Raw genomic sequence first — 24,929 nt, 5'->3', positions numbered from 1 at the left:
GGTCTGACGTGGTGACCAGTTCACCGTAATCGGGGGTTTCACCGGTGTTCTCCATACGTTCGCATGCTCACTGGGCGGTACCGCTCGCCCTGACCCTGACCGCTCTCGGCACGGCCGTCCCCGTCGCCTCCGCGACCGGCCGGGCGGCCTCCGCCGCGCCGGTCCGGGCCGCACCAGTCCGGGACGACTTCGACGGCGACGGCTACGCCGACCTGGCCGTCGGCGCCCCGGGAGCCACCGTGGCCGGACAGGCCAGGCCGGTGCCATGACCGTGATGTACGGCGGTCCGCACGGCCTGACCACCGCCCGCCGGACCGTCGTCACCCGCGCCACCTCGGGTGTCCCGGGCAGCCCCGCGAAGAACCAGGGCTTCGGCGCCCAGCTCGCCAAGGGCGACCTCGACGGCGACGGCTACGCCGACCTGGTCGTCTCGGACGCCGACGCCACCGCCGGCGCGGTGGTGCTCTGGGGCGGCCCGCACGGGCTGTCCGGCGGTACGGCGCTCCCGGCGAGCGACACCCAGACCGGCGACTTCGACGGGGACGGCCGGCTCGACCTGGCCCTCTTCCGCACGGGCAACGCCGTCGGGGACGACCCGGTGGGGACGACGGCCAGGATCTGGACCGGGCCGATCAGCCGCGCCGGCACCCCGGCCGCCGTGTCCGCCCTCCCCGACCTCGCCGAGGACGTGCGGGACGGCGTCGCCGGGGACGTCAACGGCGACGGCCGCTCGGACCTGGCGGTGACCGCGTACTGCGGCGACGGCAACGACTGCTCCTACCTCTACCTCAGCGGCCGCTCGGGCCTCACCCGGGTCACCGACACCCCCGGCGGCTCCTCCGTCGCACTCGGCGACTTCAACGGGGACGGTTACGACGACCTCGTCTCCGGCTTTCCCTTCGGCGAGCAGATCCAGCTGGCCTACGGTTCCGCGAGCGGGCTCGGCGGACGGTCGACGTGGCGGACGTACTCGCAGGACACCGCGGGGGTGCCCGGCGCAACGGAAGACGGCGACCTGTTCGGCTCGTCGCTCGCCGCCGGGGACATCACCGGGGACGGCATCGACGACCTGGTGGTCGGGGTGCCCGGTGAGAACGGCTACCAGGGCATGGTCGACGTCCTGCGCGGCAGCCGCTCGGGCCTGACGGGCGCCGGCGCCCAGGGCTTCACCCAGAACACCGAGGGCGTGCCCGGGACCGCGGAGCCGAACGACTCCTTCGGCGCCACGGTCCGTCTCCTCGACATCAACGGCAACGGCTACGCCGACCTGGCCGCGGCGGCGCCGGGCGAGGACGCCGGGAACGGCGCGGTGTGGGAGCTGCGCGGCCGGCCGACGGGCCTGGTCACGGACGCGGCACTGGTCTTCGGGCCGCGCGCGGTGGGGGCGCCGTACGCGAAGGCGGCGTTCGGCGGCGCCCTGCGCTGACGCCCGCAGGGGGCGGCGGAAAAAAACTTCGGGGAATTCCGGCGAGCGTGTCGATCGGGGTGCGGGCCGTTCGACGCAAGGGTGAGATGCGGGGAGAGACCCCGCCGGAAACCGAGGAGTCACCATGCCCCGTTACCTGTCGCTCGTACGGATCGACGAGACCACCGCTCCCGCCGAGGGGCCCAGCCAGGAGCTGATGCAGCGGATGGGCGAGCTGATCGAGGAGATCACCAAGGCCGGCGTGATGCTGGACACCGCAGGGCTCACGCCGACCTCGCAGGGCACTCGGGTGCACTGGGAGGGCGGCAGGATCTCCGTCACCGACGGGCCGTTCACCGAGTCCAAGGAGGTCATCGGCGGTTACGCGATCATGCAGTGCAAGGACAAGGCCGAGGCCCTGGAGTGGACCAAGCGGTTCCTCAAGGTGCACGAGGAGTTCTGGACCGTGACCTGCGAGGTCCGGGAGATCGCGGAGGGCTGACCCTCGCCGGCCTTCGCCGACCTTCCTGGCGTCCGTCCGGCGGTGGGTGTTGCATGGGGGGCTGTGAGCACACAGCCCCCCGCCGAGGCCTCCGCCGAGGCCGGCACCGACATCGACACCGAGGCCGACGCCCGCCGCGCCATCGAGACCGTCTTCCGGCTCGAATCGCCCCGCGTGATCGCCGGCGTCGCCCGGGTCGTCCGGGACGTCGGCATCGCGGAGGAGCTGGCGCAGGACGCGCTGGTGGCCGCCCTGGAGCAGTGGCCGAGGGACGGCGTGCCCGACAACCCGGGCGCCTGGCTGATGGCCACCGCCCGCCACCGCGCCGTCGACCTGGTCCGGCGCCGGGAGAACTACGCCCGCAAGCTCGCGGAGATCGGCCGCAGCACGGAGGCGACGGCGCCGCCCGAGGAGCCCGCCGACCCGGAGGACATCGACGACGACCTGCTCCGGCTGGTCTTCACCACCTGTCATCCGGTGCTGTCGCCCGAGGCCCGCACCGCCCTCACCTTGCGCCTCCTCGGCGGTCTGAGCACGGCCGAGATCGCCCGCGCCTTCCTCGTCCCCGAGCCGACGATCGCCCAGCGCATCGTCCGCGCCAAGCGCACCCTCGCGACGAGGAACATCGCCTTCGAGGTGCCGTACGGCCCCGACCGGGAGGCCCGGCTCGGCTCGGTCCTGGACGTCATCTATCTCATCCACAACGAGGGTTACGCGGCCACCGCGGGCGACGACTGGCTGCGCCCGTCGCTGTGCGAGGACGCGCTGCGGCTGGCCCGCGTCCTGTCCGCCCTGATGCCGAAGGAACCGGAGGTGCACGCCCTCACCGCCCTCCTCGAATTCCAGTCCTCCCGTACGGCCGCCCGCACCGGCCCCGACGGCGCACCGGTCCTCCTGCGGGACCAGAACCGCCGCCGCTGGAACCGCATGCTCATCGCCCGCGGCATCAGGGCCCTCGCCCGCGCGGACGCCACGGCGACCGGCGCCCCGGGGCCGTACGCCCTCCAGGCGGCCATCGCGGCCTGCCACGCGCACGCGTACACCTACGAGGAGACCGACTGGACCGCCATCGCCACCCTGTACGGGCTGCTCGCGGCCCGCTCCCCGTCCCCGGTCGTCGAGCTGAACCGGGCGGTGGCCGTCTCGATGGCGGACGGCCCGGCGGCCGCCCTGGCGATCGTGGACCCGCTGACCGCCGAACCCGCCCTGCGCGGTTACCACCTGCTGCCGAGCGTGCGCGGCGACCTGCTGGCCCGCCTCGGGCGCAGGGCCGAGGCCCGCACGGAGTTCGAACGGGCGGCGGGGCTGGCGCGCAACGAGCGGGAACGGGAGCTGCTGCTGCGGCGGGCCCGGGAGTTGGGATGAGCCGCAGGCCTGAGAGAGCTCAGCGTAGCCAGTCCGTGGTCTGCCACAGCCGTACGGTCATGTCGGCGCCGACAGTGGCGAGCAATTCGCCGTTGGGACTGAACGTCAGGGCCTCGATCCCTCCGGAGTGCCCGGCGGGGGAGGCGACATGGACCGGCTCGCCGTAGGTATATCTCCAGATGTGCAGATGGCCTTCGTCATTGTCGACGGTGGCCAATAGCGGCGCACTGGGATTGACCGCCAGGTGATAGGCGGAGACATGCCATGCAGTGCGAGACCACGGCGATGCGGGTGTGCGTCGAGTCCACAACTCCGACCGGTCGTCGTTGTCTTCGGAGTTGCTTTTGACGAACGCGAGCAGGAGACCGTCCCGATTGACGGAGAGCTCGCGGAGGGACGAACTCCCGACACCCTTCGTGGATGTCAACGGCCGGGCTTCGCGTGCCAGTGAGGGGACTGCACAGCGCCATGTGGCCCCGGTCCCGTCGAGGACGATCAGGTCGCCGGCGGAATCGAAGACGAGCGACGAAAACCCCGCATCGCCACCGTTCTCCTGGGCGACGGGAGCGCTGGTGAAGGTCCGGTCGGCTCCTCCTTCCCAGAGCCACAACCCGGAGCCGTCGGTGGCCGCGAACAGGTCGCCTGCAGGGGAGAACGCCATCTCCGGAGTCGCGCCGACGGAAGCTTTGAGCATCTTCCTCGTCGGGGTCCCACGCCGCATGTCCCAGACACCGGCCGTGTCGGCATCGCCGATGGCGACGAGTGGACGGTCAGGATGACAAGCCAGGCGGATCACCGGCAGATCGTCCGTGGAACGCCTGACCGGTTGGCGGCCGTCCGGCAGAAAGCGACGTTCGTGGTCCCAGAGCCAGACCGACCCGTCCTCCGCACCGATGGCGATCACCGTGTCCTGACGCGGGTGGAACGCGACCGCGGACATCGGTGAGGACGCGGCGAACACCTTGTAGCTCTCGTCCCGGACTCCGCTGCCGACGGCGGCCGCGACCGTCGCCGCGGCACCGGCGGTGAGGACCAGCCGCCGCCGCACGGCGTTGTGCACCACCGGAGACCTCTGGCCCTCCGCATACCGAGGCAGCCCCGCGAGCGTCTCCTGCAGTCGGACATGCCGGAACTGATAGACGCCGCCGGACTGCCGGAGCAGTTCTCTACGGCGCGCGTCGGCGAGGAATTCCATCAGTCGCAGGGGGAGCCGCCCGCGAACGGCGAGAAAGAGTCTGACCAGGAGGAAGCGGGGCCAGGCCCGGGTGAGCAGGAGCAGGAGCGCGAAGACGATTCCCGGCAGCACGACGGTCAGTCCGACCCGGATGGGGAGGTTGGGGTCCATGGCTCCGAGCACGGTGTGCCACTTGGCCGTCGCGAGGGCCCTGACGTCCGGAGTTCCCGGCCAGCCCACCCAGTCGTTGGCGACACGGCTTAGCCATGCGCCGCACAGCACCCCGCTGTACCAAACCGGCAATCCGAGTGTGGCCACCATGCATCCGGCCACCACCGCTCCGGTGAGTGCCGACGCACGATCCTGCTCGACGGACTTCGCGGGACTGACTTGCGCCGCGTGAGTGGGAGGGGCGTCGAGCCAGTTGTGGACCGCCAATGTCAAGCCGATGACGATCAGCAGCCCGAGGCAGACCATGAACATCTCGTAGTACAGCTCGACGGCCTCGAAGGAGCCCGGACCTTCGTCCTGCACCAGTGCGGCGAAGCAGGTGACCCCCGCGAGCAGGGGCGCCACGGCGACTGCGGTGAGCATCAGCCCGGTGCGGAATCCCCGTCGAAGCCGGCCCAGCGAACCCCGCGCAGCGAAGGAGAGCCGCCCTGGCACGGCCCCCGGCGTCGAATGCCAGACGATGGTCGACAAGAGTGCGAAGCCGCCCCCGACGGAACCACCGATCACCGGCAGGACGCTGACCGGGTTCGCCTCGAGGACATCGGCGGCGACGATCCAGCCCGCGGAACCAACCGCAAGCACGAGTCCGGCAACAACGCCCAGTGCGGGTGCGAACCACGGTGACAACAGCCGCCCGCTCATCCGCCACCAGGCCAGGTCGCGTTCGCGGTGGTCGTGCAGATAGCAGGCGAGGAAGGTCAGCCATTCCCGGGCCTGGGCGGCGGTCCAGGAGCCGCTGCCTCCGTTGTCGGGGAGCCGAGGATCCGGGGCATATGCGGCGTCGATCAGCAGGTCGGTGAGGTGCTGTTCGACCGCGAGCCGGCAGTCGAACCTTGCGGTGTCCAGGAGCTCCGCCGGATCCCGGCCGAGCCGTTGGTAGACGAGCCGCGCCGAGGTCACCATCAGAGGCGTGGAGAGGGCCGCGGCGATCGGGCTGTCGGGGCGGGAGCGCACCTGCTGGTAGACCGGGGCCCAATCGGTTGTCGTGGGCCACTCCATGTCCCGCAGATAGGCGATCACGTCACCGGGGGAGACGGGAGTCACCTCGATCACCGGCGCCTCCCGCAGGGTCGGGGCGCCGCCACGGATCAGGTCCTCGTACTCTGCCGCCCGGCAGGTGACCACGATGGGGCGCTCCACTCCGATCGCGGTGTTGATGCCGCGGATGGCGCTGCGCCGTGCCGACTCCGGGATCTCGTCCAGGCCGTCCAGGACGGGCAGCAGCAGGCCGTGCGTGAGCAGAACACGGGGAATCTCCGGACGGCTGCCGTAGTACGGCAGCGCCAGGGCCCTGACGATCCAGTCGTCGAGAGGCTCACGGACCGGGTCCCAGGAGGACGCGGGCAGCAGGACCGGCACGGGGCCGCCTGGTTCGCGCGCGTTCAGCAGACCCAGTGTCAGGAGGATCGCGAGCACGCTCTTGCCGGCGCCGGGCTCGCCGATGGCGACGAGTCGGCGATTGGGCAACCGGCCGTACCCGTCGGCAAGTTGGTCGACCACCTCGTGGAACCGGCCGTCAAGCCTGCCGTTCAGTCGCATGCGCAGCACCCGAGCGCTCGCTGTGCGCGGCAGCTGGGCGATGTTCCGGTCTGTCGCCGACCAGGACAGCGGCAGAACACGCGGATCATGCAGGCCCCGGGCCGTCGCCTCGTCCAGCCACTGTTCCTTGAGGATGAGAGCCAGGTCGTCGGCGAGCGCTGCGGGATTCAGCGGTGCCGTTTCGTCGCGGAAGAAGTCCGCCAGGGCGAGAAAGAGAGAGACGAGACCGACGAACAGGCCTGCCACCGTGGACGCAAGGTCGACGTGTTCAGCTTCACCGTCCAGCAGCATCCAGCCGCCGAGCCCCGTGCCGGCGATCGCTGTGGCCAGCAGCAGACCGCCACGGATCAGCCGCCTTCGGGATCGCCGTCGCATGCTCCAGGTCACGGCAGCATGGTGGGGCGATGTCGACGGCGGCGTCCGGGAGAGTACGGGTGCGTCACCCCAACGGGTGGCCCACCAGCATCGTCGGCGCCCCCGCCACCCGGGTCAGGAACACGGTCGCCGCGTTCGGCCCGTGCGGCTTGACCTTCCTGCGCAGTTCCTCCGGCTCCACCGCCGACCCGCGCTTCTTCACGGTCAGGGTGCCGACCTCGCGCTCGCGCAGCAGTGCCTTCAGCTTCTTCACGTTGAAGGGGAGCTGGTCGGTGATCTCGTACGCGGTCGCGTAGGGGGTGGCCCGGAGCGTGTCGGCCGTGATGTACGCGATCGTCGGGTCGACGAGGCCGCCGGTGAGCTCCTCGGCGGCCTCGGCGACCAGGTGGGCGCGGATGACGGCGCCGTCCGGCTCGTAGAGGTAGCGGCCGACCGGCCGGACGGCGGGGTCGGGGAGGCCGCGGCCGAGCAGGGTGCGCGGGCCGGGCAGGAGGGTGGCGCGGACGGCTCCCGGGGCGCCGGTGCCGAACCAGAGGACGGCCTCCTTCACGTCACCCGCGTCCGAGATCCACTCCGCCTCGGCGTCCGCCGGGACCGCCTCGTGCGGGATGCCGGGGGCGATCTTCAGCGCGGCCACTCGGGCGGTCGACGCGGCCTCGACCGCCCAGGATAGGGGTGGTGAGTAGGCCTCCGGGTCGAAGATGCGGCCGCGGCCGCCGCGCCGGGCCGGGTCGACGAAGACGGCGTCGTGGCCGGCCGTGTCCACCTCCTGGACGTCCGCCTCCCGGACCTCGATCAGATCGGCGAGCCCGAGCGCGTCGGCGTTCGCCCGCGCGGTGGCCGCCGTCAGCGGATCCCGGTCCACGGCGAGGACGCGGATGCCCGCCCGTGCGAGCGCGATCGCGTCGCCCCCGATCCCGCAGCACAGGTCGGCCACCGAGGTCACCCCGAGCGCCTTCATCCGCTCCGCCCGGTACGTGGCGACACTCGCCCGCGTCGACTGCTCGACCCCGTTCGGCGTGAAGAACATGCGGCCCGCGTCCGCGTCCCCGAACTTCGCCGCCGCCCGCTGCCGCAGCCGGGCCTGGGCCAGCGCGGCCGACACCAGATCGGCGGGGTGCTCGCGGCGCAGCCGGGTGGCCACGGCGAGCTCGTCGGCGGGCGCGGTGCCGCGCACCTCGTCGAGGAGGGCGCGGCCCTCGGGGGTGAGGAGGGTGAGGAGGGGCGAGAGGTGGTCGTTCACCGGGTCATTGTCGGCCAGTCGGTGGATGGTTCGCCTCCGGCCGAGGTGTCTGCCCGGGTTCCGGGGAGGTGCCTGGAAGGATCCGACGCCATGCGAGCAGTCGTACAAAATGACAAAAATAGGTCGGTATTGGTGATCGCCGCCCTCTCCGTCGCTGCCGTCGCCGTCGTCTCCGGCTGTGCCGGGCCGGGGGACGAGGCCGAGGTCCGCCCCGCCGCGGGCCAGCAGGCCCACCGGGCCGCCGCCCCCGACTCCCACGCCGACCTGGTCGCCGCCGCCAGGCGCTGGGGGCTGGACGCGGTCCCGCTGCGGCCCCCGGCCCCGCCGGCGCACAAGCCGAGGATCACCGCTCGCGACGGCTTCGAGGTGGACGGCCAGGTGGAGGACGACCTGCCCCCGGTCTTCACCACGATCCCGACCAGGAAGAAGGTCGTCTTCCTCACCATCGACGACGGCGCCGAGAAGGACCCCGACTTCCTGCGGATGATGAGCCAGCTGCAGATCCCGTACACCGCGTTCCTCAGCAACTACCTGGTCAAGGACGACTACGGCTACTTCCGCCGGATGCAGGCCGAGGGCCACACCCTCAACAACCACACCCTCACCCACCCCTACCTGCCGGGGCTGACCTACGACGAGCAGAAGCACGAGATCTGCGGCATGCAGGAGATCATGAGGAAGCAGTTCGGCAGGGCGCCGACGGTCTTCCGCCCGCCCTACGGCAACTACAACGGCGACACCCTGCGCGCCGCCAAGTCCTGCGGCATCAAGTACGCGCCGATCTGGGACGAGGAGGTGTTCGTCGACCACTGGGAGTACCGCGAGTGGGACCGCGGACTGCACCCCGGTGACATCGTCCTCACGCACTTCCGGGGCCGCAACGACTGGGACGGCACCATGGTCGACGACATGCGCCGCTTTCTGAACAAGGTCACCCGCGACGGCTACGCGGTGGCGCGCCTGGAGGACTACCTGTGAGCCGACCGAGGGCGACGGCCGCTGTCCTGGCCGCCGCCCTCCTGGCCGCCGTCCTGCCCGTGTCGGCCTGCGCCCCGTCCGTCGACCCCATCGAACGGCTCGGCAGGAAGGCGGCCGACCGGGTGCACCCGCACGGCCCCACCGGCCTGCCGCCGTACCGCCGGTGGGGCCTGGCCGCGCCCCTCTCCCCGGCGCCCCGCCCGCCGCTGCACCCGCTGTCCTTCCGCGCCGCCCTGCCGCCGGTCGTCGACCACATCCCCACGTCCGACCGGGTCGTCTTCCTCACCTACGACGACGGCGCCGAGAAGGACCCCCGCTTCGTCGACATGGTCCGCGAACTGCGCCTGCCGGTGAGCATGTTCCTCACGGACAGCGTGGTCGGCCCCGGCTACGGCCACTTCGCCCGCCTGCAGTCGGTCGGCGCGAGCGTCCAGAACCACACCCTCGACCACCCGGCCATGCCCGGGCTGCCGTACGCCGGCCAGCGCGCGGAGATCTGCGGCCAGCAGGAGAAGCTGAAGTCGCGCTTCGGCATCCGCCCCCGCCTCTTCCGTCCGCCCTACGGCACCTACGACACCACCACCCTGCGCGCGGCCGCCGACTGCGGGGTCACGGCGGTGGTCCTGTGGCGGGCGGCGATGACCCCCGACGGCATCACCTACCGCGGCGGGGACAAGCGGCTCCGCCCCGGTGACATCGTCCTGGTGGGCCCCGACGAGGCCCTCGGCCCGACCCTCAGGGAGCGCACCGCCCGGCTGCTGCGCCGGGTGCAGGCGAGCGGGCTGACGGTGGGTCGTCTTGAGGACTACCTCTAGTCCGGCAGGACTGCGAACTTCAATGCTCAAGTGATCTACGGTGCCCATAGCTGGCTCTTACAGGATAGTTGAACGCGTGATAACTTGAATATTCACGTTATCAGATCCTTGTGTGGAGCGGGAGGCACGGCATGGGCGCACTACTGGCACCCGGTGTGGAGGTGCGGCGCGGTGACGCGCGGCTCGAGAGCCGGCTGTCCTGGCTCGACTCGAAGCACTCGTTCTCCCTCGGCACGCACCGGCCGGACCCGGCCAACACGCACCACGGGGTGCTGCTGGTCCACAACGAGGACCTGGTGCAGCCCGGGACGGGCTTCGAGACCCACCCGCACCGGGACATGGAGATCGTCACCTGGGTGCTCCAGGGCTCGCTGGTCCATCAGGACTCCGGCGGCCACTCCGGGGTGATCTACCCGGGCCTGGCCCAGCGGATGAGCGCCGGCACCGGCATCCTGCACTCGGAGAAGAACGACAGCTACCGGGACGCCGGCCGGCCCCCCGCCGACCCCGTGCACTTCGTCCAGATGTGGGTCGTCCCCGACGAGGCCGGTGTCACCCCGGGCTACGAACAACTGGAGATCGACGCCGAACTGCTCTCCGGCGGGCTGGTCACGGTGGCGTCCGGCATGGACCGGCACAAGGACGCGAGCGCCATCCGGATCCGGAACCGGTACGCCGCGCTGTACGCGGCACGGCTGCGCCCCGGCGGGCGGGTGACCCTGCCCGAGGCTCCCTACCTGCACCTGTTCGTCACCCGCGGCACCGTGGACCTGGAGGGTGTCGGAGTGCTCGGCGAGGGTGACGCCGCGCGTTTCACGGCCGCCGGCGGGCACCGGGTGACGGCCACCGGCCCCGCCGAGATCCTGGTGTGGGAGATGTACGCCGCCGCCGCGCTGTAACACCCGAAGGGGGCGATTCCGGCGCCGCGCCGGTCGCAATTGGCACTCCGCTTGACCGAGTGCTAATCGCGGTCATAGTCTCGGCTCTGGCACTCGGCAGATGAGAGTGCCAACAACGCGACGGGCAGGTCCGGCACCCGCGACGACGGATCCACCTGGTCGCCACCTCAGACAGTTAACCCCGTGAGATCTCCGAAGGGGGAGGTCGGATCGTGACGACCGCCAGCTCCAAGGTTGCCATCAAGCCGCTTGAGGACCGCATCGTGGTCCAGCCGCTCGACGCCGAGCAGACCACGGCCTCCGGCCTGGTCATCCCGGACACCGCGAAGGAGAAGCCCCAGGAGGGCGCCGTCCTCGCCGTGGGCCCGGGCCGTTTCGAGAACGGCGAGCGCCTGCCGCTCGACGTCAAGGTCGGCGACGTCGTTCTGTACAGCAAGTACGGCGGCACCGAGGTGAAGTACAACGGCGACGAGTACCTCGTCCTCTCGGCTCGCGACGTGCTCGCGATCATCGAGAAGTAATTCACCTCAAGCACATTCTGCTTTGAGCTGCGCCCCTGGCCCCCGCGACCTTATGAAGCCGGGCGTCAGGGGCGCGGTTCGTTTCACCCACGTTTTCCGAGAGGGCTGAACCGCTCCCATGGCGAAGATCCTGAAGTTCGACGAGGACGCCCGTCGCGCCCTCGAGCGCGGCGTCAACAAGCTTGCCGACACGGTGAAGGTGACGATCGGCCCCAAGGGCCGCAACGTCGTCATCGACAAGAAGTTCGGCGCCCCCACCATCACCAACGACGGTGTCACGATCGCCCGCGAGGTCGAGCTCGACGACCCGTACGAGAACCTCGGCGCCCAGCTGGTGAAGGAGGTGGCGACCAAGACCAACGACATCGCGGGTGACGGTACGACCACCGCCACCGTGCTGGCCCAGGCGCTGGTCCGCGAGGGCCTGAAGAACGTCGCCGCGGGTGCCTCCCCGGCCGCCCTGAAGAAGGGCATCGACGCCGCCGTGGCCGCCGTCTCCGACGAGCTGCTCGCCTCGGCCCGTCCGATCGACGACAAGGCCGACATCGCCGCCGTCGCCGCGCTGTCCGCGCAGGACACGCAGGTCGGCGAGCTCATCGCCGAGGCGATGGACAAGGTCGGCAAGGACGGTGTCATCACCGTCGAGGAGTCCAACACCTTCGGCCTGGAGCTGGACTTCACCGAGGGCATGGCCTTCGACAAGGGCTACCTGTCGCCGTACTTCGTGACGGACCAGGAGCGCATGGAGGCCGTCCTGGAGGACCCCTACATCCTCATCAACCAGGGCAAGATCTCCTCCATCGCCGACCTGCTCCCGCTGCTGGAGAAGGTCATCCAGGCGGGTGCCTCCAAGCCGCTGCTGATCATCGCCGAGGACGTCGAGGGCGAGGCCCTCTCCACCCTCGTCGTCAACAAGATCCGCGGCACCTTCAACGCGGTCGCGGTCAAGGCGCCCGGCTTCGGTGACCGCCGCAAGGCGATGCTGGAGGACCTGGCGACCCTCACCGGCGGCACGGTCGTCTCCGAGGAGGTCGGCCTCAAGCTCGACCAGGTCGGCCTGGACGTGCTCGGCTCCGCCCGCCGTGTCACCGTCACCAAGGACGACACCACGGTCGTCGACGGCGCCGGCGACTCCGCGGCCGTCACCGGCCGTGTGGCCCAGATCAAGGCCGAGATCGAGAACACCGACTCCGACTGGGACCGCGAGAAGCTCCAGGAGCGCCTCGCGAAGCTGGCCGGCGGCGTGTGCGTGATCAAGGTCGGCGCCGCCACCGAGGTGGAGCTGAAGGAGAAGAAGCACCGTCTGGAGGACGCCATCTCCGCGACCCGCGCCGCGGTCGAGGAGGGCATCGTCTCCGGTGGTGGCTCCGCGCTCGTCCACGCCGCCAAGGTGCTGGAGGGCGGCCTCGGCAAGACCGGCGACGAGGCCACCGGTGTCGCCGTCGTGCGCCGCGCGGTCGTCGAGCCGCTGCGCTGGATCGCCGAGAACGCCGGCCTGGAGGGCTACGTCATCACCTCCAAGGTCGCCGAGCTCGAGAAGGGCCAGGGCTTCAACGCCGCCACCGGCGAGTACGGCGACCTGGTCAAGGCCGGCGTCATCGACCCGGTCAAGGTCACCCGCTCCGCCCTGGAGAACGCCGCCTCCATCGCCTCCCTGCTCCTGACGACCGAGACCCTGGTCGTCGAGAAGAAGGAAGAGGAAGAGGCCGCCGCCGCGGGCCACTCCCACGGCCACTCGCACTAGGCACCAGTCTCCGAGGCACCAGTCTCCGAGGCGTCAGTTTCTGCGGAAGCAGTCTCTGAGGAAGCCCCCGTTCCCGGTCGTCCGCCGGGAGCGGGGGCTTCGCCCCTCGCGGGTACTTCGATGGTCGGCCTAGTTCTCCAGCCCGTCCAGCGCACCGAGCTGTGTCAGCAGTCCCATCCGGTCGTACTGCAGCCAGCCCTCCGCCATCTTCCCGCCGGCGTCGAAGCGGTGGATCGTCGTCCCGGCCATGGTGACCTGCCGGCCGGTGTTTGGCAGCCCCAGGAACGCCGCCTTCTGCACCCCCGTCCACAGCCACCTGGTGCACACCCGGTCGCCCTGGGTGATCTGGTCCTCGACGAGGAACGTGAAGTCGAAGGCCCCGCGCCACATCTCCAGCTTGCGCCGCATCGCGTCCATGCCGATGGCGTCCTGGCCCTCGACCGGATCGTGGTCGTGGTAGTCCTCGGTGAGCAGCCCGTCCAGCGGAGCCAGCGGGCCGGCCGCGGAGATCGTCTCGAAGAACCGGCGCGCGGTGCCGGCGTACGACGGCTCGTCGCGCACCACGTCCAGATCGGTGAAGGTCGGCGTCCCCTCGCAGAGCGCCAGCAGCTCGTGGAACACCTTGTCGGTCTCCGGGAGACGCGAGTTCCGCATCGCCTCCTCGTACGACGGGAACTCCACGATCTCCACGACGTGCTCCGCGTCGGTGCGGTCCCTGCCGACCAGCGTGTGCGTCGCCGTCCGCTTCCCCTTGGTCTGCTCGACCCACCTGTCCATCAGCCGGTCCATCTCGTCGAACCGTCTGGTCCTGCACTCGATGAGCTGCACGAACGTCATGACACCGCCTCCGGCCCCCCTGCGGGCGCGACCGAACGACACCATCGTCTCACCGGCCCCGTTCCGGTGTGTCCCGGTATGTCCCGACGTGGGGGGTGGGCTACTGCGGCCCGTACTTGCGGCCCGTCTTCGAGCTGATGCCGCCCAGCAGCCCGCGCGGCGCCACCTTCGCCAGGCCCGTCAGCACCTTGTAGCGGGGATCGGGGATCGACAGCGTCTTCCCGCGCGCGAGGTCGTCCAGCGCGGCCGAGACCAGTTTGTCGGCGTCCAGCCACAGCCAGCCCGGGATGTTGTCCGTGCCCATCCCGGCCCGCTGATGGAACTCGGTACGGACGAACCCGGGCGCCAGCGCCATCAGCCGGACCCCGCTGCCCGCGAGATCACGCGCCGCGCCCTGGGTGAACTGCACGACCCACGCCTTGGAGGCGCCGTACGTCCCGCGCGGCACGAAGGCCGCCACCGACGCCACGTTGACCACACCGCCGCGACCGCGCTCCCGCATCGCCTCGGCCGCCGCCGCCGTCAGCCGCAGCACCGCCTCGCAGTGCACCTTGAGCATGCGCAGCTCGTCGGCCATCGGCACATCGAGGAAACGGCCCTTGTTGCCGAAGCCGGCGTTGTTGACCAGCAGGTCGACCGGGTTCTTGCGATCACTCAGGCGCGCGGCGACCGACTCGATGCCGGTGTCCTCGGCGAGGTCGGCGGTGAGCACCTCCGCCTCGATGCCGTGCCGGTCGTGCAGCTCGGTCGCCTGCTCGCGCAGCCGTTTGGTGTCCCGCGCCACCAGGACGAGGTTGTGCCCGTCAGCCGCCAGCCGCCGCGCGAACGCGGCACCGATCCCCGCGGTCGATCCCGTAATCAGAGCCGTTGTCATGGCCCAAGGGTAGTTACCCGGACCGACAGCGTCCGCTGTGCGCACCGGGTCTGCGAACCGTGAAGTGCCGGTGAACGGGATGCGCGTGACGGCCGCTCAGCCGCCCTGCGCCGCCATGTGCTTCCGCGCCTGCGCCAGCGCCTTTGGGTGCAGCGCCGCGCCCGCCGCGAGCAACCGGGGCAGCAGCTCCCGCTCGGTGGTGACCGCGCGGAACTGCATCGCGGCCGTCACCCCGTGCTCCGGCCGGAGCACGATCTCGATCGGGTCGCCGGCCCTGATCTCGCCCGGTTCGATCACCCGGAGGTAGGCACCGGTCGCACCCTTCCGCGTGAATCTCTTCACCCATCCCCGCTCGCCCAGATGGCCCTGGAAAGTGCGGCACGGGATGCGCCCGGAGGTGACCTCCAGTACGGCCTGGGAACCGATCCGCCAGCGCTCGCCGATCAGCGCATCCGACACGTTCAGCCCGTTTGTCGTGAGGTTCTCACCGAAACAGCCGTTCGGCAGCGGGCGGCCCAGCTCCTTCTCCCAGTCGTCGAGGTCCTCGCGTGCGAACGCGTACACCGCCTGGTCGTCGCCGCCGTGATGACGCAGGTCGCACACCGCGTCCCCGGCCAGGCCGCTGCCCGCGGCACCCTTCGGCCCAGGCGCCTGCACCCGCACCGGGCCCTCGACCGGCCGCTTGCCGATGCCGGTCACGCCGTCCTTCTGATCCGTATGGGGCGAGGGCGTCGGACGGCCGAGGTTCACCGAGAGAAGCTCCATACTCCGACGGTACGGGACCAGCCTCAAAGCGTCGACGCATTATCGGGCGCCCTGTCCAAGCCTGCCTTATGCTCGGCGGATGATCGAGGCCCGTCATCTCCGCGTCCTGCGCGCCGTCGCCACCACCGGTTCCTTCTCGGCGGCAGGGCGCGAACTGGGCTGCACCCAGCCCGCCGTCAGCCAGCAGATGAAGGCCCTGGAGACCTCCGTTGGCACCCCGCTGCTGGTCCGCAACGGCCGCGAGATGCGTCTGACCCAGGCCGGCGAGGCACTGGTCAGACACGCCTCCGGGATCCTCGCCGGGCTCACCGCCGCCGAGGAGGAGGTCGCCGCGATCGCCGGGCTGCGGGCCGGCCGGGTGCGCCTGGTCTCCTTCCCGAGCGGCAGCTCCACCCTGGTCCCGACGGCCCTCGCCGCCCTGCGCGCCGCCCACCCCGGCACCCGCGTCTCCCTGGAGGAGGCCGAGCCGCCGAAGTCGGTGGAGCTGCTGCGCGCGGGCGACTGCGACATCGCGCTGGCCTTCCGCTACGCGGGCGCGGCGGGCGCGGAGGAGTGGGACGACCTGGTGGTACGGCCGTTGCTGAGCGACCGTCTCGTCGGCCTGGTGCCCGAACGGCACCGGCTCGCCGGCGCGGAGTCCGTCGCCCTCGGCGAACTCGCCGACGAGCCCTGGATCGCGGGCTGCCCGCGCTGCCGGGGACAGCTCGTCCAGGCCTGCGAGAAGGCGGGCTTCACGCCCCGCATCGACTTCGCCACCGACGACTACCCGGCCGTGGTCGGCCTGGTCGGCGCGGGTCTGGGTGTCGCCGTCCTGCCCCGGCTGGCGATCGAGTCGGTACGGCCGAGGGGCGCGCGCACGGTGGTGCTGGAACCCGCGGTTCGGCGGGAGATCGTCGCCCTCACCCTGCCCGACCTGGCACAGGTGCCGGCCGTGGCGGCGACGCTGGAACAGCTGGGCCGGGCGGCCCGGCGGGCGTGACGCATGGCGTCGGTACGCGTAAAGGTGTCGGTTCGCGTAAAGGCGCCGGTACACACGCGCGTGCCCGAGCTGCAGCGGATCGGGATCAGGTCGGAATCAGGTCGGATTCAGATCGTCAACGGATTGTCAACAGATTGAAGAAACGTTCTTTCATGTGTCGGAGGCGGTGCCGCTGCTGGTTGTCGACGCCGACACCAGCCTGTTGCGCGCCCGCCCCATGAGCTCTTCGCGCTCGTCCTCGGTCAGGCCGCCCCACACGCCGTACGGTTCGCGGACCGCCAGCGCGTGCGCCGCGCACTCCGCGCGGACCGGGCACCTCATGCAGACCTCCTTGGCCGAGTTCTCACGGGCACTCCGAGCCGCCCCGCGCTCGCCCTCGGGATGGAAGAAGAGCGAGCTGTCGACCCCACGGCAGGCAGCCAGGAGCTGCCAGTCCCACAGGTCCGCGTTCGGTCCGGGAAGGCGGGAGAAATCTGCCATTACGTGACCCCTTGTAGCCGTTCTGGGCGGATACGGTGCCAACGACCGTACATCTCCGGTCTAGAGAGATGAAAATATGACTCATTGGCAATCTAGCCCCAGACACCGTGAAACGGGAAGAAAAAGGGCTAAATGGGGCATTGGTTGTGATGAAAAGTTGAGGGTCTGACGTCCATGTCTGCACCGTGTCCGCCCCCTCACGTAGAGTGCCGAAGACGGCATGCAGCCCCGTAACTCTTTCGAGTGACCGTCGTTGAGAGTGCGGTGGCGGTTGAAGCAACAAGCGCTCGGGCAGGCGTCCGAGACGTTCGACCGCACAGGTGACGATTCCGTACCAGCCTGGAGGCTCAAGGTGACGCGCATCAGCTGCGGAGGGCGGTCATGACATCCGTCCTCGTCTGCGACGACTCCCCGCTTGCCCGAGAGGCGCTGCGCCGCGCGGTGGCGACCGTGCCCGGCGTCGAGCGTGTGACGACGGCGGCCAACGGCGAGGAAGTCCTCCGCCGCTGGGGCGCCGACCGATCCGACCTGATCCTGATGGACGTGCGCATGCCCGGACTGGGCGGCGTCGAGACCGTGCGCCGGCTGCTGTCCGCCGACCCCGGCGCACGCATCATCATGCTCACGGTCGCCGAGGACCTGGACGGCGTGGCTCTCGCCGTCGCCGCCGGCGCCCGCGGCTACCTGCACAAGGACGCCTCGCGCGCCGAACTGCGGGCCACCGTGACCCAGGCCCTCGCCGACCCGACCTGGCGGCTGGCCCCGCGCCGCCTGCGTTCGGCCGAGATGGGCGCCGCGCCCACTCTCACCGCGCGCGAGATCCAGGTCCTGGAGGGCATGAGCCACGGCCGCTCCAACGCCGAGATCGGCCGCGAGCTGTTCCTCTCCGAGGACACCGTGAAGACCCACGCCCGGCGCCTGTTCAAGAAGCTCGGAGCCTCCGACCGCGCCCACGCGGTGGCCCTCGGCTTCCGCTGGGGACTGGTTCGTTAGTACGGCGGTGAGCTGCGCCGCAGCGCGGAAGCGGACCGGCCGGACGCCCCCGCCTACCCCATGGTGGGCGGGGTCCGCAAGACGGAGCGCCTCGGGCCCGCTGCTCGTTTCGGCGCGGATGCCGCATCCTTGAGGTGTGGAGTCTCTCGGGGACGAGTCGTTCGAGCGGAAGGGGAGGGCGCAGGAGATGAGTTCCGGCGCACCTGCTCATAACGCTTCGGTGCACAACGAAGGACGCGATGCCACGCCGCCGACGGCAGCAGGGCACCATGGACCGATGCGCGAGGACGAGGCGGTCACTGCCGTAGGGACGATCGGTGCTCTCGTCCATCGCGCCGTAGACGGGGACGAGCAGGCCACGCACGACCTGCTCGCCCATGTCCACCCCCTCGCGCTGCGCTACTGCCGTACCCGGCTGTCCCGCCTCCCGGGCGATGCCCGGCACTTCGTCGAGGACCTCGCCCAGGAAGTCTGCGTGGCGGTCCTGCTGGCCCTGCCCCGCTACCGCGACACCGGCCGCCCCTTCGAGGCCTTCGTCTTCGCGATCGCCTCCCACAAGGTCGCCGACCTGCAACGGGCCGCGATGCGCCACCCGGGCTCCACGGCCGTCCCCTCGGACGAGATGCCGGAACGCCCCGACGACTCCCTCGGCCCCGAGGAGCGCGCGCTGCTCAGCAGCGACGCCGAATGGGCCAAGAAACTCCTGGCCAACCTCCCGGAGAACCAGCGCGAGCTGCTGCTGCTCCGCATCGCCGTGGGTCTCACGGCCGAGGAGACCGGACAGATGTTGGGAATGTCACCGGGCGCCGTACGGGTCGCCCAGCACCGGGCCCTGAGCCGGCTGCGGGCGCTGGCGGAGCAGTAGGCGGAAAGCCGCCGCCGCACCCTTCCGCCCCGGCTCTCCGGCCTGCCGCGGCCCCACCCCCGCGCCCCCGATGAACAGGTCTGCGCCCGTTTCCGTACGAACATACGAAGCCCGGAGCTGAGTCGTACCGTGGAATTTGGGGCCTGTGCTTCCCGTTAGCATGGACATCCGCACCGTTCAAGGCCATTTGGGGAAGGTGTCATGACTGCCAACGTCGACGGAGTGCCCGCCAAATTCGCGACACTCGGGCTGACCTACGACGACGTGCTGCTGCTGCCGGGCGCATCCGAGGTGCTCCCCAACGCGGTCGACACCTCGTCCCGCATCTCCCGCAACGTCCGGGTCAACATCCCGCTGCTCTCCGCGGCGATGGACAAGGTGACCGAGTCCCGCATGGCCATCGCGATGGCCCGGCTCGGCGGTGTCGGCGTGCTGCACCGCAACCTCTCCGTCGAGGACCAGGTCAACCAGGTCGACCTGGTGAAGCGGTCCGAGTCCGGCATGGTCACCGACCCCATCACCGTGCACCCGGAGGCGACCCTCGCCGAGGCGGACGCCCTGTGCGCGAAGTTCCGCATCAGCGGCGTGCCCGTCACCGACCCGGCCGGCAAGCTGCTCGGCATCGTCACCAACCGCGACATGGCCTTCGAGTCCGACCGCACCCGTCAGGTGCGCGAGGTCATGACCCCGATGCCGCTGATCACCGGCAAGGTCGGCATCTCCGGCGTCGAGGCCATGGAGCTGCTGCGCAAGCACAAGATCGAGAAGCTTCCGCTGGTCGACGACGAGGGCATCCTCAAGGGCCTGATCACGGTCAAGGACTTCGTCAAGGCCGAGAAGTACCCGAACGCCGCCAAGGACTCCGAGGGCCGCCTCCTCGTCGGCGCCGCCGTGGGTGCCAGCCCCGAGGCCCTGGAGCGGGCCCAGGCGCTCGCCGAGGCCGGTGTGGACTTCCTGGTCGTCGACACCTCGCACGGCCACAACAGCAACGCCCTCAGCTGGATGGCGAAGATCAAGTCGAGCGTGGACGTCGACGTGATCGGCGGCAACGTGGCCACCCGCGACGGCGCGCAGGCGCTGATCGACGCCGGTGTCGACGGCATCAAGGTCGGCGTGGGCCCCGGCTCGATCTGCACCACCCGCGTGGTCGCCGGCATCGGCGTCCCGCAGGTCACCGCCATCTACGAGGCCTCGCTCGCCGCCCGCCCGGCCGGCGTCCCGCTGATCGGCGACGGCGGCCTCCAGTACTCCGGCGACATCGGCAAGGCCCTCGCCGCCGGTGCCGACACCGTGATGCTCGGCAGCCTGCTCGCCGGCTGCGAGGAGTCGCCCGGCGAACTGCTCTTCATCAACGGCAAGCAGTTCAAGTCCTACCGCGGCATGGGCTCGCTCGGTGCCATGCAGTCGCGCGGCCAGGGCCGGTCGTACTCCAAGGACCGCTACTTCCAGGCCGAGGTCTCCTCCGACGACAAGCTCGTCCCCGAGGGCGTCGAGGGCCAGGTGCCCTACCGCGGCCCGCTCGCCAACGTGCTGCACCAGCTCGTCGGCGGTCTGCGCCAGACCATGGGCTACGTGGGCGCGGCCACCATCGACGAGATGGAGTCCAAGGGCCGCTTCGTCCGGATCACCTCCGCGGGCCTCAAGGAGAGCCACCCGCACGACATCCAGATGACGGTCGAGGCGCCGAACTACAGCCGTAAGTGACACGCACGCGCGCGTGAAGCTCTTCCAGGGCGGTCCCGGGACGTACCGGGGCCGCCCTTGCCGTGCCCGTCGGCGATACTGGGAGACGCTGAAACGCAGAGGGAAAGGCCACAGACGTGACTGAGATCGAGATCGGGCGCGGCAAGCGCGGCCGCCGGGCGTACGCCTTCGACGACATCGCCGTCGTCCCCAGCCGCCGTACGCGGGACCCGAAGGAGGTCTCGATCGCCTGGCAGATCGACGCCTACCGCTTCGAGCTGCCGTTCCTGGCCGCCCCCATGGACTCGGTCGTCTCCCCGGCCACCGCGATCCGCATCGGCGAGCTCGGCGGCCTGGGCGTGCTCAACCTGGAAGGCCTCTGGACGCGGCACGAGGACCCGCAGCCGCTGCTCGACGAGATCACCGAGCTGGACGCCGACACCGCCACCCGGCGCCTCCAGGAGATCTACGCGGCCCCCATCAAGGAGGAGCTGATCGGCGCGCGCATCAAGGAGGTGCGCGACTCCGGCGTGGTCACGGCGGCCGCGCTCTCCCCGCAGCGCACCGCGCAGTTCTCCAAGGCGGTCGTGGACGCGGGCGTGGACATCTTCGTCATCCGCGGTACGACGGTCTCCGCGGAGCACGTCTCGTCCGCGCACGAGCCGCTGAACCTGAAGCAGTTCATCTACGAGCTCGACGTCCCGGTGATCGTCGGCGGCTGCGCCACGTACACGGCGGCCCTGCACCTGATGCGCACGGGCGCGGCGGGCGTGCTCGTCGGCTTCGGCGGCGGCGCGGCCCACACCACGCGCAACGTGCTCGGCATCCAGGTGCCCATGGCCACCGCGGTCGCGGACGTGGCCGCCGCCCGCCGCGACTACATGGACGAGTCCGGCGGCCGCTACGTCCACGTGATCGCCGACGGCGGCGTCGGCTGGTCCGGCGACCTCCCCAAGGCGATCGCCTGCGGCGCCGACTCGGTGATGATGGGCTCCCCGCTGGCCCGCGCGACCGACGCGCCGGGCAGGGGCCACCACTGGGGCATGGAGGCCGTCAACGAGGAGCTGCCGCGCGGCAAGAAGGTCGACCTCGGCACGGTCGGCACCATCGAGGAGATCCTCACCGGCCCGTCCCACACCCCCGACGGCTCGATGAACCTCTTCGGCGCCCTGCGCCGCGCCATGGCCACCACCGGCTACAGCGAGCTGAAGGAGTTCCAGCGCGTCGAGGTGACGGTGGCGGACTCGCAGCACAAGCGGTAGCCCGTACGACGGACGGGGCCGGTCACCCGGTGCGGCCGGCCGGGCCGGTCACCCTGGGCGGGCGACCGGCCCTTTCGCATGCCCGCGCGGGCCGGCGGGGGCCGGGCCCGCCTCAGAGCCGGTGTGCCGCCCCCGTCGGGGTCGCCCCGCGCGTGTCCAGCAGCAGCTGGGCCTTCACCGACAGGCCCTGGAGGTCGTACGTGCGGTGCTGCTGGACCAGGATCGTCAGGTCGGCGTCGGCGGCCGCCTCGTAGAGCGAGTCCGCGCGCGGGACCGGGCGGTCCAGGACGCTCCAGGACGCGATGTGCGGGTCGTGGTAGCTGACCGAGGCGCCGAGCTCCATGAGGCGGATCGCGATCTCCTGGGCGGGGCTGTTCTGCTCGTCGGCGAGGTCGGCCTTGTAGGTGACCCCGAGCAGCAGCACGCGCGCGCCGCGCGCCGACTTGCCGTGCTCGTTGAGGAGGGCGGCGGCGCGCTGCACGACGTACCCCGGCATCCGGCTGTTGACCTGCTGGGCCAGTTCCACCATGCGCAGGCCGCGGCTCGGGCGGCCGGACAGGTCCTGGGCGACGCCGTGCCCGCCGACCCCGGGGCCGGGGCGGAAGGCCTGGAAGCCGAACGGCTTGGTCTCCGCGCAGCGGACCACGTCCCACAGGTCGACGCCCAGGTCGTGGCAGAGGACGGCCATCTCGTTGACGAGGGCGATGTTGACGTGCCGGAAGTTGGTCTCCAGGAGCTGCACGGTCTCGGCTTCCCGCAGGCCACGCGCGCGTACCACCTTGTCGGTGAGCCGGCCGTAGAACGTGGCGGCCGACTCCGTGCACGCGGGCGTGAGGCCGCCGATGACCTTCGGGGTGTTGGCCGGCGTGAAGCCGCGGTTGCCGGGATCCACCCGGCTGGGCGAATAGGCGAGGTGGAAGTCGCGGCCCGCGCGCAGGCCCGAGCCCTTCTCCAGCAGGGAGCGCAGGAAGTCCTCGGTCGTTCCCGGGTGGACCGGCGACTCCAGGATCACCGTCGTGTGCGGACGCAGCCGCTCGGCCAGGGTGCGTGCGGCGGCCGCCACCTGGCTCAGATCGAGCCCGCCGTCGGCGCCGCGCGGGGTCGGCGCGCAGATCACGGCGGTACGCACCCGCCCCAGCTGAGCCGGGTCCTCGGCCACCCGGAAGCCCCTCGCGAGCATCCGGCGCAGCTCGGCGGGGCTGAGCGAGCCCGCCTCGGGTCCGGTGGCATAGCCGATGGTGGAGACGCCGGCGGCCACGGCGGCCTGGGCGAGGGGCAGGCCGTAGGGACCGAGTCCGATGACGGCGAGGTCTGCGGGCATGGCGTGGGCCGTCCTTCCCAGTAACCGAAGCGGGACAGGTGCGCAAGCCCTGTGGACAGGATGAGCGAGGCGCACGGTCAGACTAGGAGTAAATATGACCGTTATGCGGGATTGTGTTCATGTGTCTTCCGTGGGTTCGGTGACCGTTGTCCACAGGCTGGGGGTGAGTGGTGGCTGAAGTCGGGCAAGCCGGTCAGAATTTGGGCAGGGGCCACGCCGACCGGGCGCGGCCGACGCGACCTATGACCGACGACGCGATCGACGTCGTGACCGACGACGCGATCGACGACCGACGACGACCGATGACCCACGGCGAGCGACGGCCGATGGCGAGCGATGACCGATGGCGGCAGAGCGGGAGGCAGCGGTGAGGACAGCGACACTGGGGCCAAAGCAGCGTGCGGAGTCCCTGGCGGCCATGGCCGAGCGCGAGTTGGACGTGCTGGTGGTGGGCGGCGGAGTGGTCGGCGCGGGCACCGCGCTGGACGCGGTCACCCGGGGCCTGAACACCGGCATCGTCGAGGCCCGCGACTGGGCCTCCGGCACCTCCAGCAGGTCCAGCAAGCTGATCCACGGCGGCCTGCGCTATCTGGAGATGCTCGACTTCGCCCTGGTCCGCGAGGCCCTCAAGGAGCGCGGCCTGCTCCTGGAGCGCCTCGCCCCGCACCTGGTCAAGCCGGTGCCCTTCCTCTACCCGCTGCAGCACCAGGGCTGGGAGCGCCTGTACGCCGGCTCGGGCGTCGCGCTCTACGACGCGATGTCCATGGCCAGCGGGCACGGCCGGGGCCTGCCGGTCCACCGCCACCTGACCCGCCGTCACGCCCTGCGTGTCGCCCCCGCGCTGCGCAAGGACGCCCTGGTCGGCGCCATCCAGTACTACGACGCCCAGATGGACGACGCCCGCTATGTGGCGACCCTGGTGCGCACGGCGGTGTCCTACGGCGCGAAGGCGGCCAACCGCGCGCGGGTGACCGGGTTCCTGCGCGAGGGCGAGCGGGTCGTCGGGGCCCGGGTGCAGGACGTCGAGGGCGGCGGGGAGTACGAGATCCGCGCCCGGCAGGTCGTCAACGCGACCGGGGTCTGGACCGACGACACGCAGGCGCTGGTCGGTGAGCGCGGCCAGTTCCACGTCCGCGCGTCCAAGGGCATCCACCTGGTCGTCCCCAGGGACCGCATCCACTCCACGACCGGCCTGATCCTGCGCACCGAGAAGTCGGTCCTGTTCGTCATCCCCTGGGGCCGGCACTGGATCATCGGCACCACCGACACCGACTGGGACCTGGACAAGGCCCACCCGGCCGCCTCCAGCGCCGACATCGACTACCTCCTCAACCACGTCAACTCGGTGCTCGCGGTGCCGCTGACGCGCGACGACGTCCAGGGCGTCTACGCCGGTCTGCGCCCGCTGCTGGCCGGCGAGTCCGACGCCACCAGCAAACTCTCGCGCGAGCACACGGTCGCGCATCCGGTGCCGGGGCTCGTGGTCGTCGCGGGCGGCAAGTACACGACGTACCGGGTGATGGCCAAGGACGCCGTCGACGAGGCGGTGCACGGGCTCGACACGCGGGTCGCCGAGTGCGTCACCGAGGACATCCCGCTGCTCGGCGCCGAGGGCTACCGGGCGATGTGGAACGCCCGGGCCCGGATCGCCGCCCGCACCGGCCTGCACGTGGTGCGCGTCGAGCACCTGCTCAACCGGTACGGCTCGCAGGCGGAGGAGGTCCTCGACCTCATCGCCGCCGACCCCGGCCTGGCCGAGCCGCTCTCGGCCGCCGACGACTACCTGCGCGCCGAGATCGTCTACGCAGCCTCCCACGAGGGCGCCCGCCACCTCGACGACGTCCTGACCCGCCGCACCCGCATCTCCATCGAGACCTTCGACCGCGGCACCCGCAGCGCCCGCGAGGCCGCCGAGCTGATGGCACCGGTCCTCGGCTGGGACAAGGACCAGATCGAGCGGGAGGTCGAGCACTACGAGAAGCGCGTGGAGGCGGAACGCGAGTCCCAGCTCCAGCCGGACGACCTGACGGCGGACGCGGCACGGCTGGGAGCACCGGACATCGTGCCGCGGTGAACCCG

23 protein-coding genes are annotated in these 24,929 nt (G+C 71.1%); 16 read left to right on the top strand and 7 right to left on the bottom strand.

Annotated features, from left to right (window positions below; translation table 11 throughout):
* Positions 1–44 precede the first annotated feature (44 nt).
* The 4 genes from ACWGKQ_RS06465 (at position 45) to ACWGKQ_RS06450 (ending at position 3,272) form a co-directional block, all read left to right on the top strand.
* On the top strand, positions 45–269 hold the full coding sequence (locus ACWGKQ_RS06465) for an FG-GAP repeat protein (protein WP_453290726.1): 225 nt from the start codon (positions 45–47) through the stop codon (positions 267–269).
* Positions 266–1,426, top strand: coding sequence for an FG-GAP and VCBS repeat-containing protein (locus ACWGKQ_RS06460; protein ID WP_453290725.1), 1,161 nt, complete (start codon positions 266–268; stop codon positions 1,424–1,426). Before ACWGKQ_RS06465 ends, ACWGKQ_RS06460 begins: the two co-directional genes overlap by 4 nt.
* Before the next feature lie 124 nt (positions 1,427–1,550).
* A complete protein-coding gene (locus ACWGKQ_RS06455) occupies positions 1,551–1,907 on the top strand; it encodes a YciI family protein (RefSeq protein WP_453290724.1) in 357 nt (118 codons plus the stop codon).
* Between the two features lie 111 nt (positions 1,908–2,018).
* A complete protein-coding gene (locus ACWGKQ_RS06450) occupies positions 2,019–3,272 on the top strand; it encodes an RNA polymerase sigma factor (RefSeq protein ID WP_453290765.1) in 1,254 nt (417 codons plus the stop codon).
* Positions 3,273–3,291: 19 nt separating this feature from the next.
* Here ACWGKQ_RS06450 and ACWGKQ_RS06445 read toward each other — a convergent pair whose 3' ends face one another.
* Together ACWGKQ_RS06445 and ACWGKQ_RS06440 are read right to left on the bottom strand one after the other, a co-directional pair.
* Positions 3,292–6,603 carry a hypothetical protein gene (locus ACWGKQ_RS06445; RefSeq protein WP_453290723.1) on the bottom strand — a complete coding sequence of 1,104 codons (3,312 nt, stop codon included), beginning with the start codon at positions 6,601–6,603 and terminating at the stop codon, positions 3,292–3,294.
* Between the two features lie 52 nt (positions 6,604–6,655).
* A complete protein-coding gene (locus ACWGKQ_RS06440) occupies positions 6,656–7,834 on the bottom strand; it encodes a class I SAM-dependent methyltransferase (protein WP_453290722.1) in 1,179 nt (392 codons plus the stop codon).
* 90 nt (positions 7,835–7,924) lie between these two features.
* Between ACWGKQ_RS06440 and ACWGKQ_RS06435 the strand changes: the two genes are divergently transcribed.
* The 5 genes from ACWGKQ_RS06435 (at position 7,925) to groL (ending at position 12,791) form a co-directional block, all read left to right on the top strand.
* Positions 7,925–8,812: a polysaccharide deacetylase family protein gene (locus ACWGKQ_RS06435; RefSeq protein ID WP_453290721.1), complete on the top strand. Its 888-nt coding sequence runs from the start codon at positions 7,925–7,927 to the stop codon at positions 8,810–8,812.
* Positions 8,809–9,627: a polysaccharide deacetylase family protein gene (locus tag ACWGKQ_RS06430; RefSeq protein ID WP_453290720.1), complete on the top strand. Its 819-nt coding sequence runs from the start codon at positions 8,809–8,811 to the stop codon at positions 9,625–9,627. The genes ACWGKQ_RS06435 and ACWGKQ_RS06430 overlap by 4 nt, the downstream gene beginning before the upstream one ends.
* 131 nt (positions 9,628–9,758) lie before the next feature.
* Complete coding sequence (locus ACWGKQ_RS06425) at positions 9,759–10,526, top strand: pirin family protein (protein ID WP_453290719.1); 768 nt, start codon at positions 9,759–9,761, stop codon at positions 10,524–10,526.
* A 212-nt stretch (positions 10,527–10,738) separates the two neighbouring features.
* The gene (groES, locus tag ACWGKQ_RS06420; RefSeq protein ID WP_004955293.1) at positions 10,739–11,047 is read left to right on the top strand and encodes a co-chaperone GroES; all 309 of its coding nucleotides are present in this window, start codon (positions 10,739–10,741) and stop codon (positions 11,045–11,047) included.
* A gap of 118 nt (positions 11,048–11,165) precedes the next feature.
* The gene (gene groL, locus ACWGKQ_RS06415; RefSeq protein WP_453290718.1) at positions 11,166–12,791 is read left to right on the top strand and encodes a chaperonin GroEL; all 1,626 of its coding nucleotides are present in this window, start codon (positions 11,166–11,168) and stop codon (positions 12,789–12,791) included.
* 129 nt (positions 12,792–12,920) lie between these two features.
* Here groL and ACWGKQ_RS06410 read toward each other — a convergent pair whose 3' ends face one another.
* From ACWGKQ_RS06410 to ACWGKQ_RS06400, 3 genes are all read right to left on the bottom strand, one after another.
* On the bottom strand, positions 12,921–13,628 hold the full coding sequence (locus ACWGKQ_RS06410; RefSeq protein WP_453290717.1) for an ester cyclase: 708 nt from the start codon (positions 13,626–13,628) through the stop codon (positions 12,921–12,923).
* Between the two features lie 100 nt (positions 13,629–13,728).
* Complete coding sequence (locus tag ACWGKQ_RS06405) at positions 13,729–14,502, bottom strand: SDR family NAD(P)-dependent oxidoreductase (protein ID WP_453290716.1); 774 nt, start codon at positions 14,500–14,502, stop codon at positions 13,729–13,731.
* 96 nt (positions 14,503–14,598) lie between these two features.
* Entirely contained in the window at positions 14,599–15,267 is a 669-nt protein-coding gene (locus tag ACWGKQ_RS06400) for an MOSC domain-containing protein (protein ID WP_453290715.1), read from the bottom strand.
* Between the two features lie 79 nt (positions 15,268–15,346).
* On the opposite strand from ACWGKQ_RS06400, the gene ACWGKQ_RS06395 reads away from it, so the two are divergent.
* The gene (locus ACWGKQ_RS06395) at positions 15,347–16,246 is read left to right on the top strand and encodes a LysR family transcriptional regulator (RefSeq protein ID WP_453290714.1); all 900 of its coding nucleotides are present in this window, start codon (positions 15,347–15,349) and stop codon (positions 16,244–16,246) included.
* A gap of 150 nt (positions 16,247–16,396) precedes the next feature.
* Here the strand turns inward: ACWGKQ_RS06395 and ACWGKQ_RS06390 are convergent, their stop codons facing one another.
* Entirely contained in the window at positions 16,397–16,726 is a 330-nt protein-coding gene (locus ACWGKQ_RS06390; protein ID WP_453290713.1) for a WhiB family transcriptional regulator, read from the bottom strand.
* A 381-nt stretch (positions 16,727–17,107) separates the two neighbouring features.
* On the opposite strand from ACWGKQ_RS06390, the gene ACWGKQ_RS06385 reads away from it, so the two are divergent.
* The 4 genes from ACWGKQ_RS06385 (at position 17,108) to ACWGKQ_RS06370 (ending at position 21,529) form a co-directional block, all read left to right on the top strand.
* The gene (locus ACWGKQ_RS06385; protein ID WP_003948568.1) at positions 17,108–17,719 is read left to right on the top strand and encodes a response regulator transcription factor; all 612 of its coding nucleotides are present in this window, start codon (positions 17,108–17,110) and stop codon (positions 17,717–17,719) included.
* A gap of 277 nt (positions 17,720–17,996) precedes the next feature.
* The gene (locus ACWGKQ_RS06380) at positions 17,997–18,584 is read left to right on the top strand and encodes a sigma-70 family RNA polymerase sigma factor (protein ID WP_352359547.1); all 588 of its coding nucleotides are present in this window, start codon (positions 17,997–17,999) and stop codon (positions 18,582–18,584) included.
* A gap of 201 nt (positions 18,585–18,785) precedes the next feature.
* Positions 18,786–20,288 (top strand): IMP dehydrogenase, encoded by a 1,503-nt coding sequence (gene guaB, locus ACWGKQ_RS06375; RefSeq protein WP_453290712.1) that lies wholly within the window; start codon positions 18,786–18,788, stop codon positions 20,286–20,288.
* Positions 20,289–20,404: 116 nt separating this feature from the next.
* Positions 20,405–21,529 carry a GuaB3 family IMP dehydrogenase-related protein gene (locus ACWGKQ_RS06370; RefSeq protein WP_453290711.1) on the top strand — a complete coding sequence of 375 codons (1,125 nt, stop codon included), beginning with the start codon at positions 20,405–20,407 and terminating at the stop codon, positions 21,527–21,529.
* A gap of 112 nt (positions 21,530–21,641) precedes the next feature.
* Here the strand turns inward: ACWGKQ_RS06370 and ACWGKQ_RS06365 are convergent, their stop codons facing one another.
* Positions 21,642–22,850 (bottom strand): nucleotide sugar dehydrogenase, encoded by a 1,209-nt coding sequence (locus ACWGKQ_RS06365; RefSeq protein ID WP_453290710.1) that lies wholly within the window; start codon positions 22,848–22,850, stop codon positions 21,642–21,644.
* 242 nt (positions 22,851–23,092) lie between these two features.
* Here ACWGKQ_RS06365 and ACWGKQ_RS06360 point away from each other — a divergent pair, with 242 nt between their 5' ends.
* Both ACWGKQ_RS06360 and ACWGKQ_RS06355 read left to right on the top strand, forming a co-directional pair.
* Positions 23,093–23,221, top strand: coding sequence for a hypothetical protein (locus ACWGKQ_RS06360; protein WP_453290709.1), 129 nt, complete (start codon positions 23,093–23,095; stop codon positions 23,219–23,221).
* Positions 23,218–24,924 carry a glycerol-3-phosphate dehydrogenase/oxidase gene (locus ACWGKQ_RS06355; RefSeq protein ID WP_453290708.1) on the top strand — a complete coding sequence of 569 codons (1,707 nt, stop codon included), beginning with the start codon at positions 23,218–23,220 and terminating at the stop codon, positions 24,922–24,924. Before ACWGKQ_RS06360 ends, ACWGKQ_RS06355 begins: the two co-directional genes overlap by 4 nt.
* Positions 24,925–24,929 lie beyond the last annotated feature (5 nt).

Source organism: Streptomyces sp. NPDC054770 (assembly GCF_053611985.1).
Note: the sequence above shows the minus strand (reverse complement) of the source record. Positions and strands in the feature narration are given on the sequence as shown.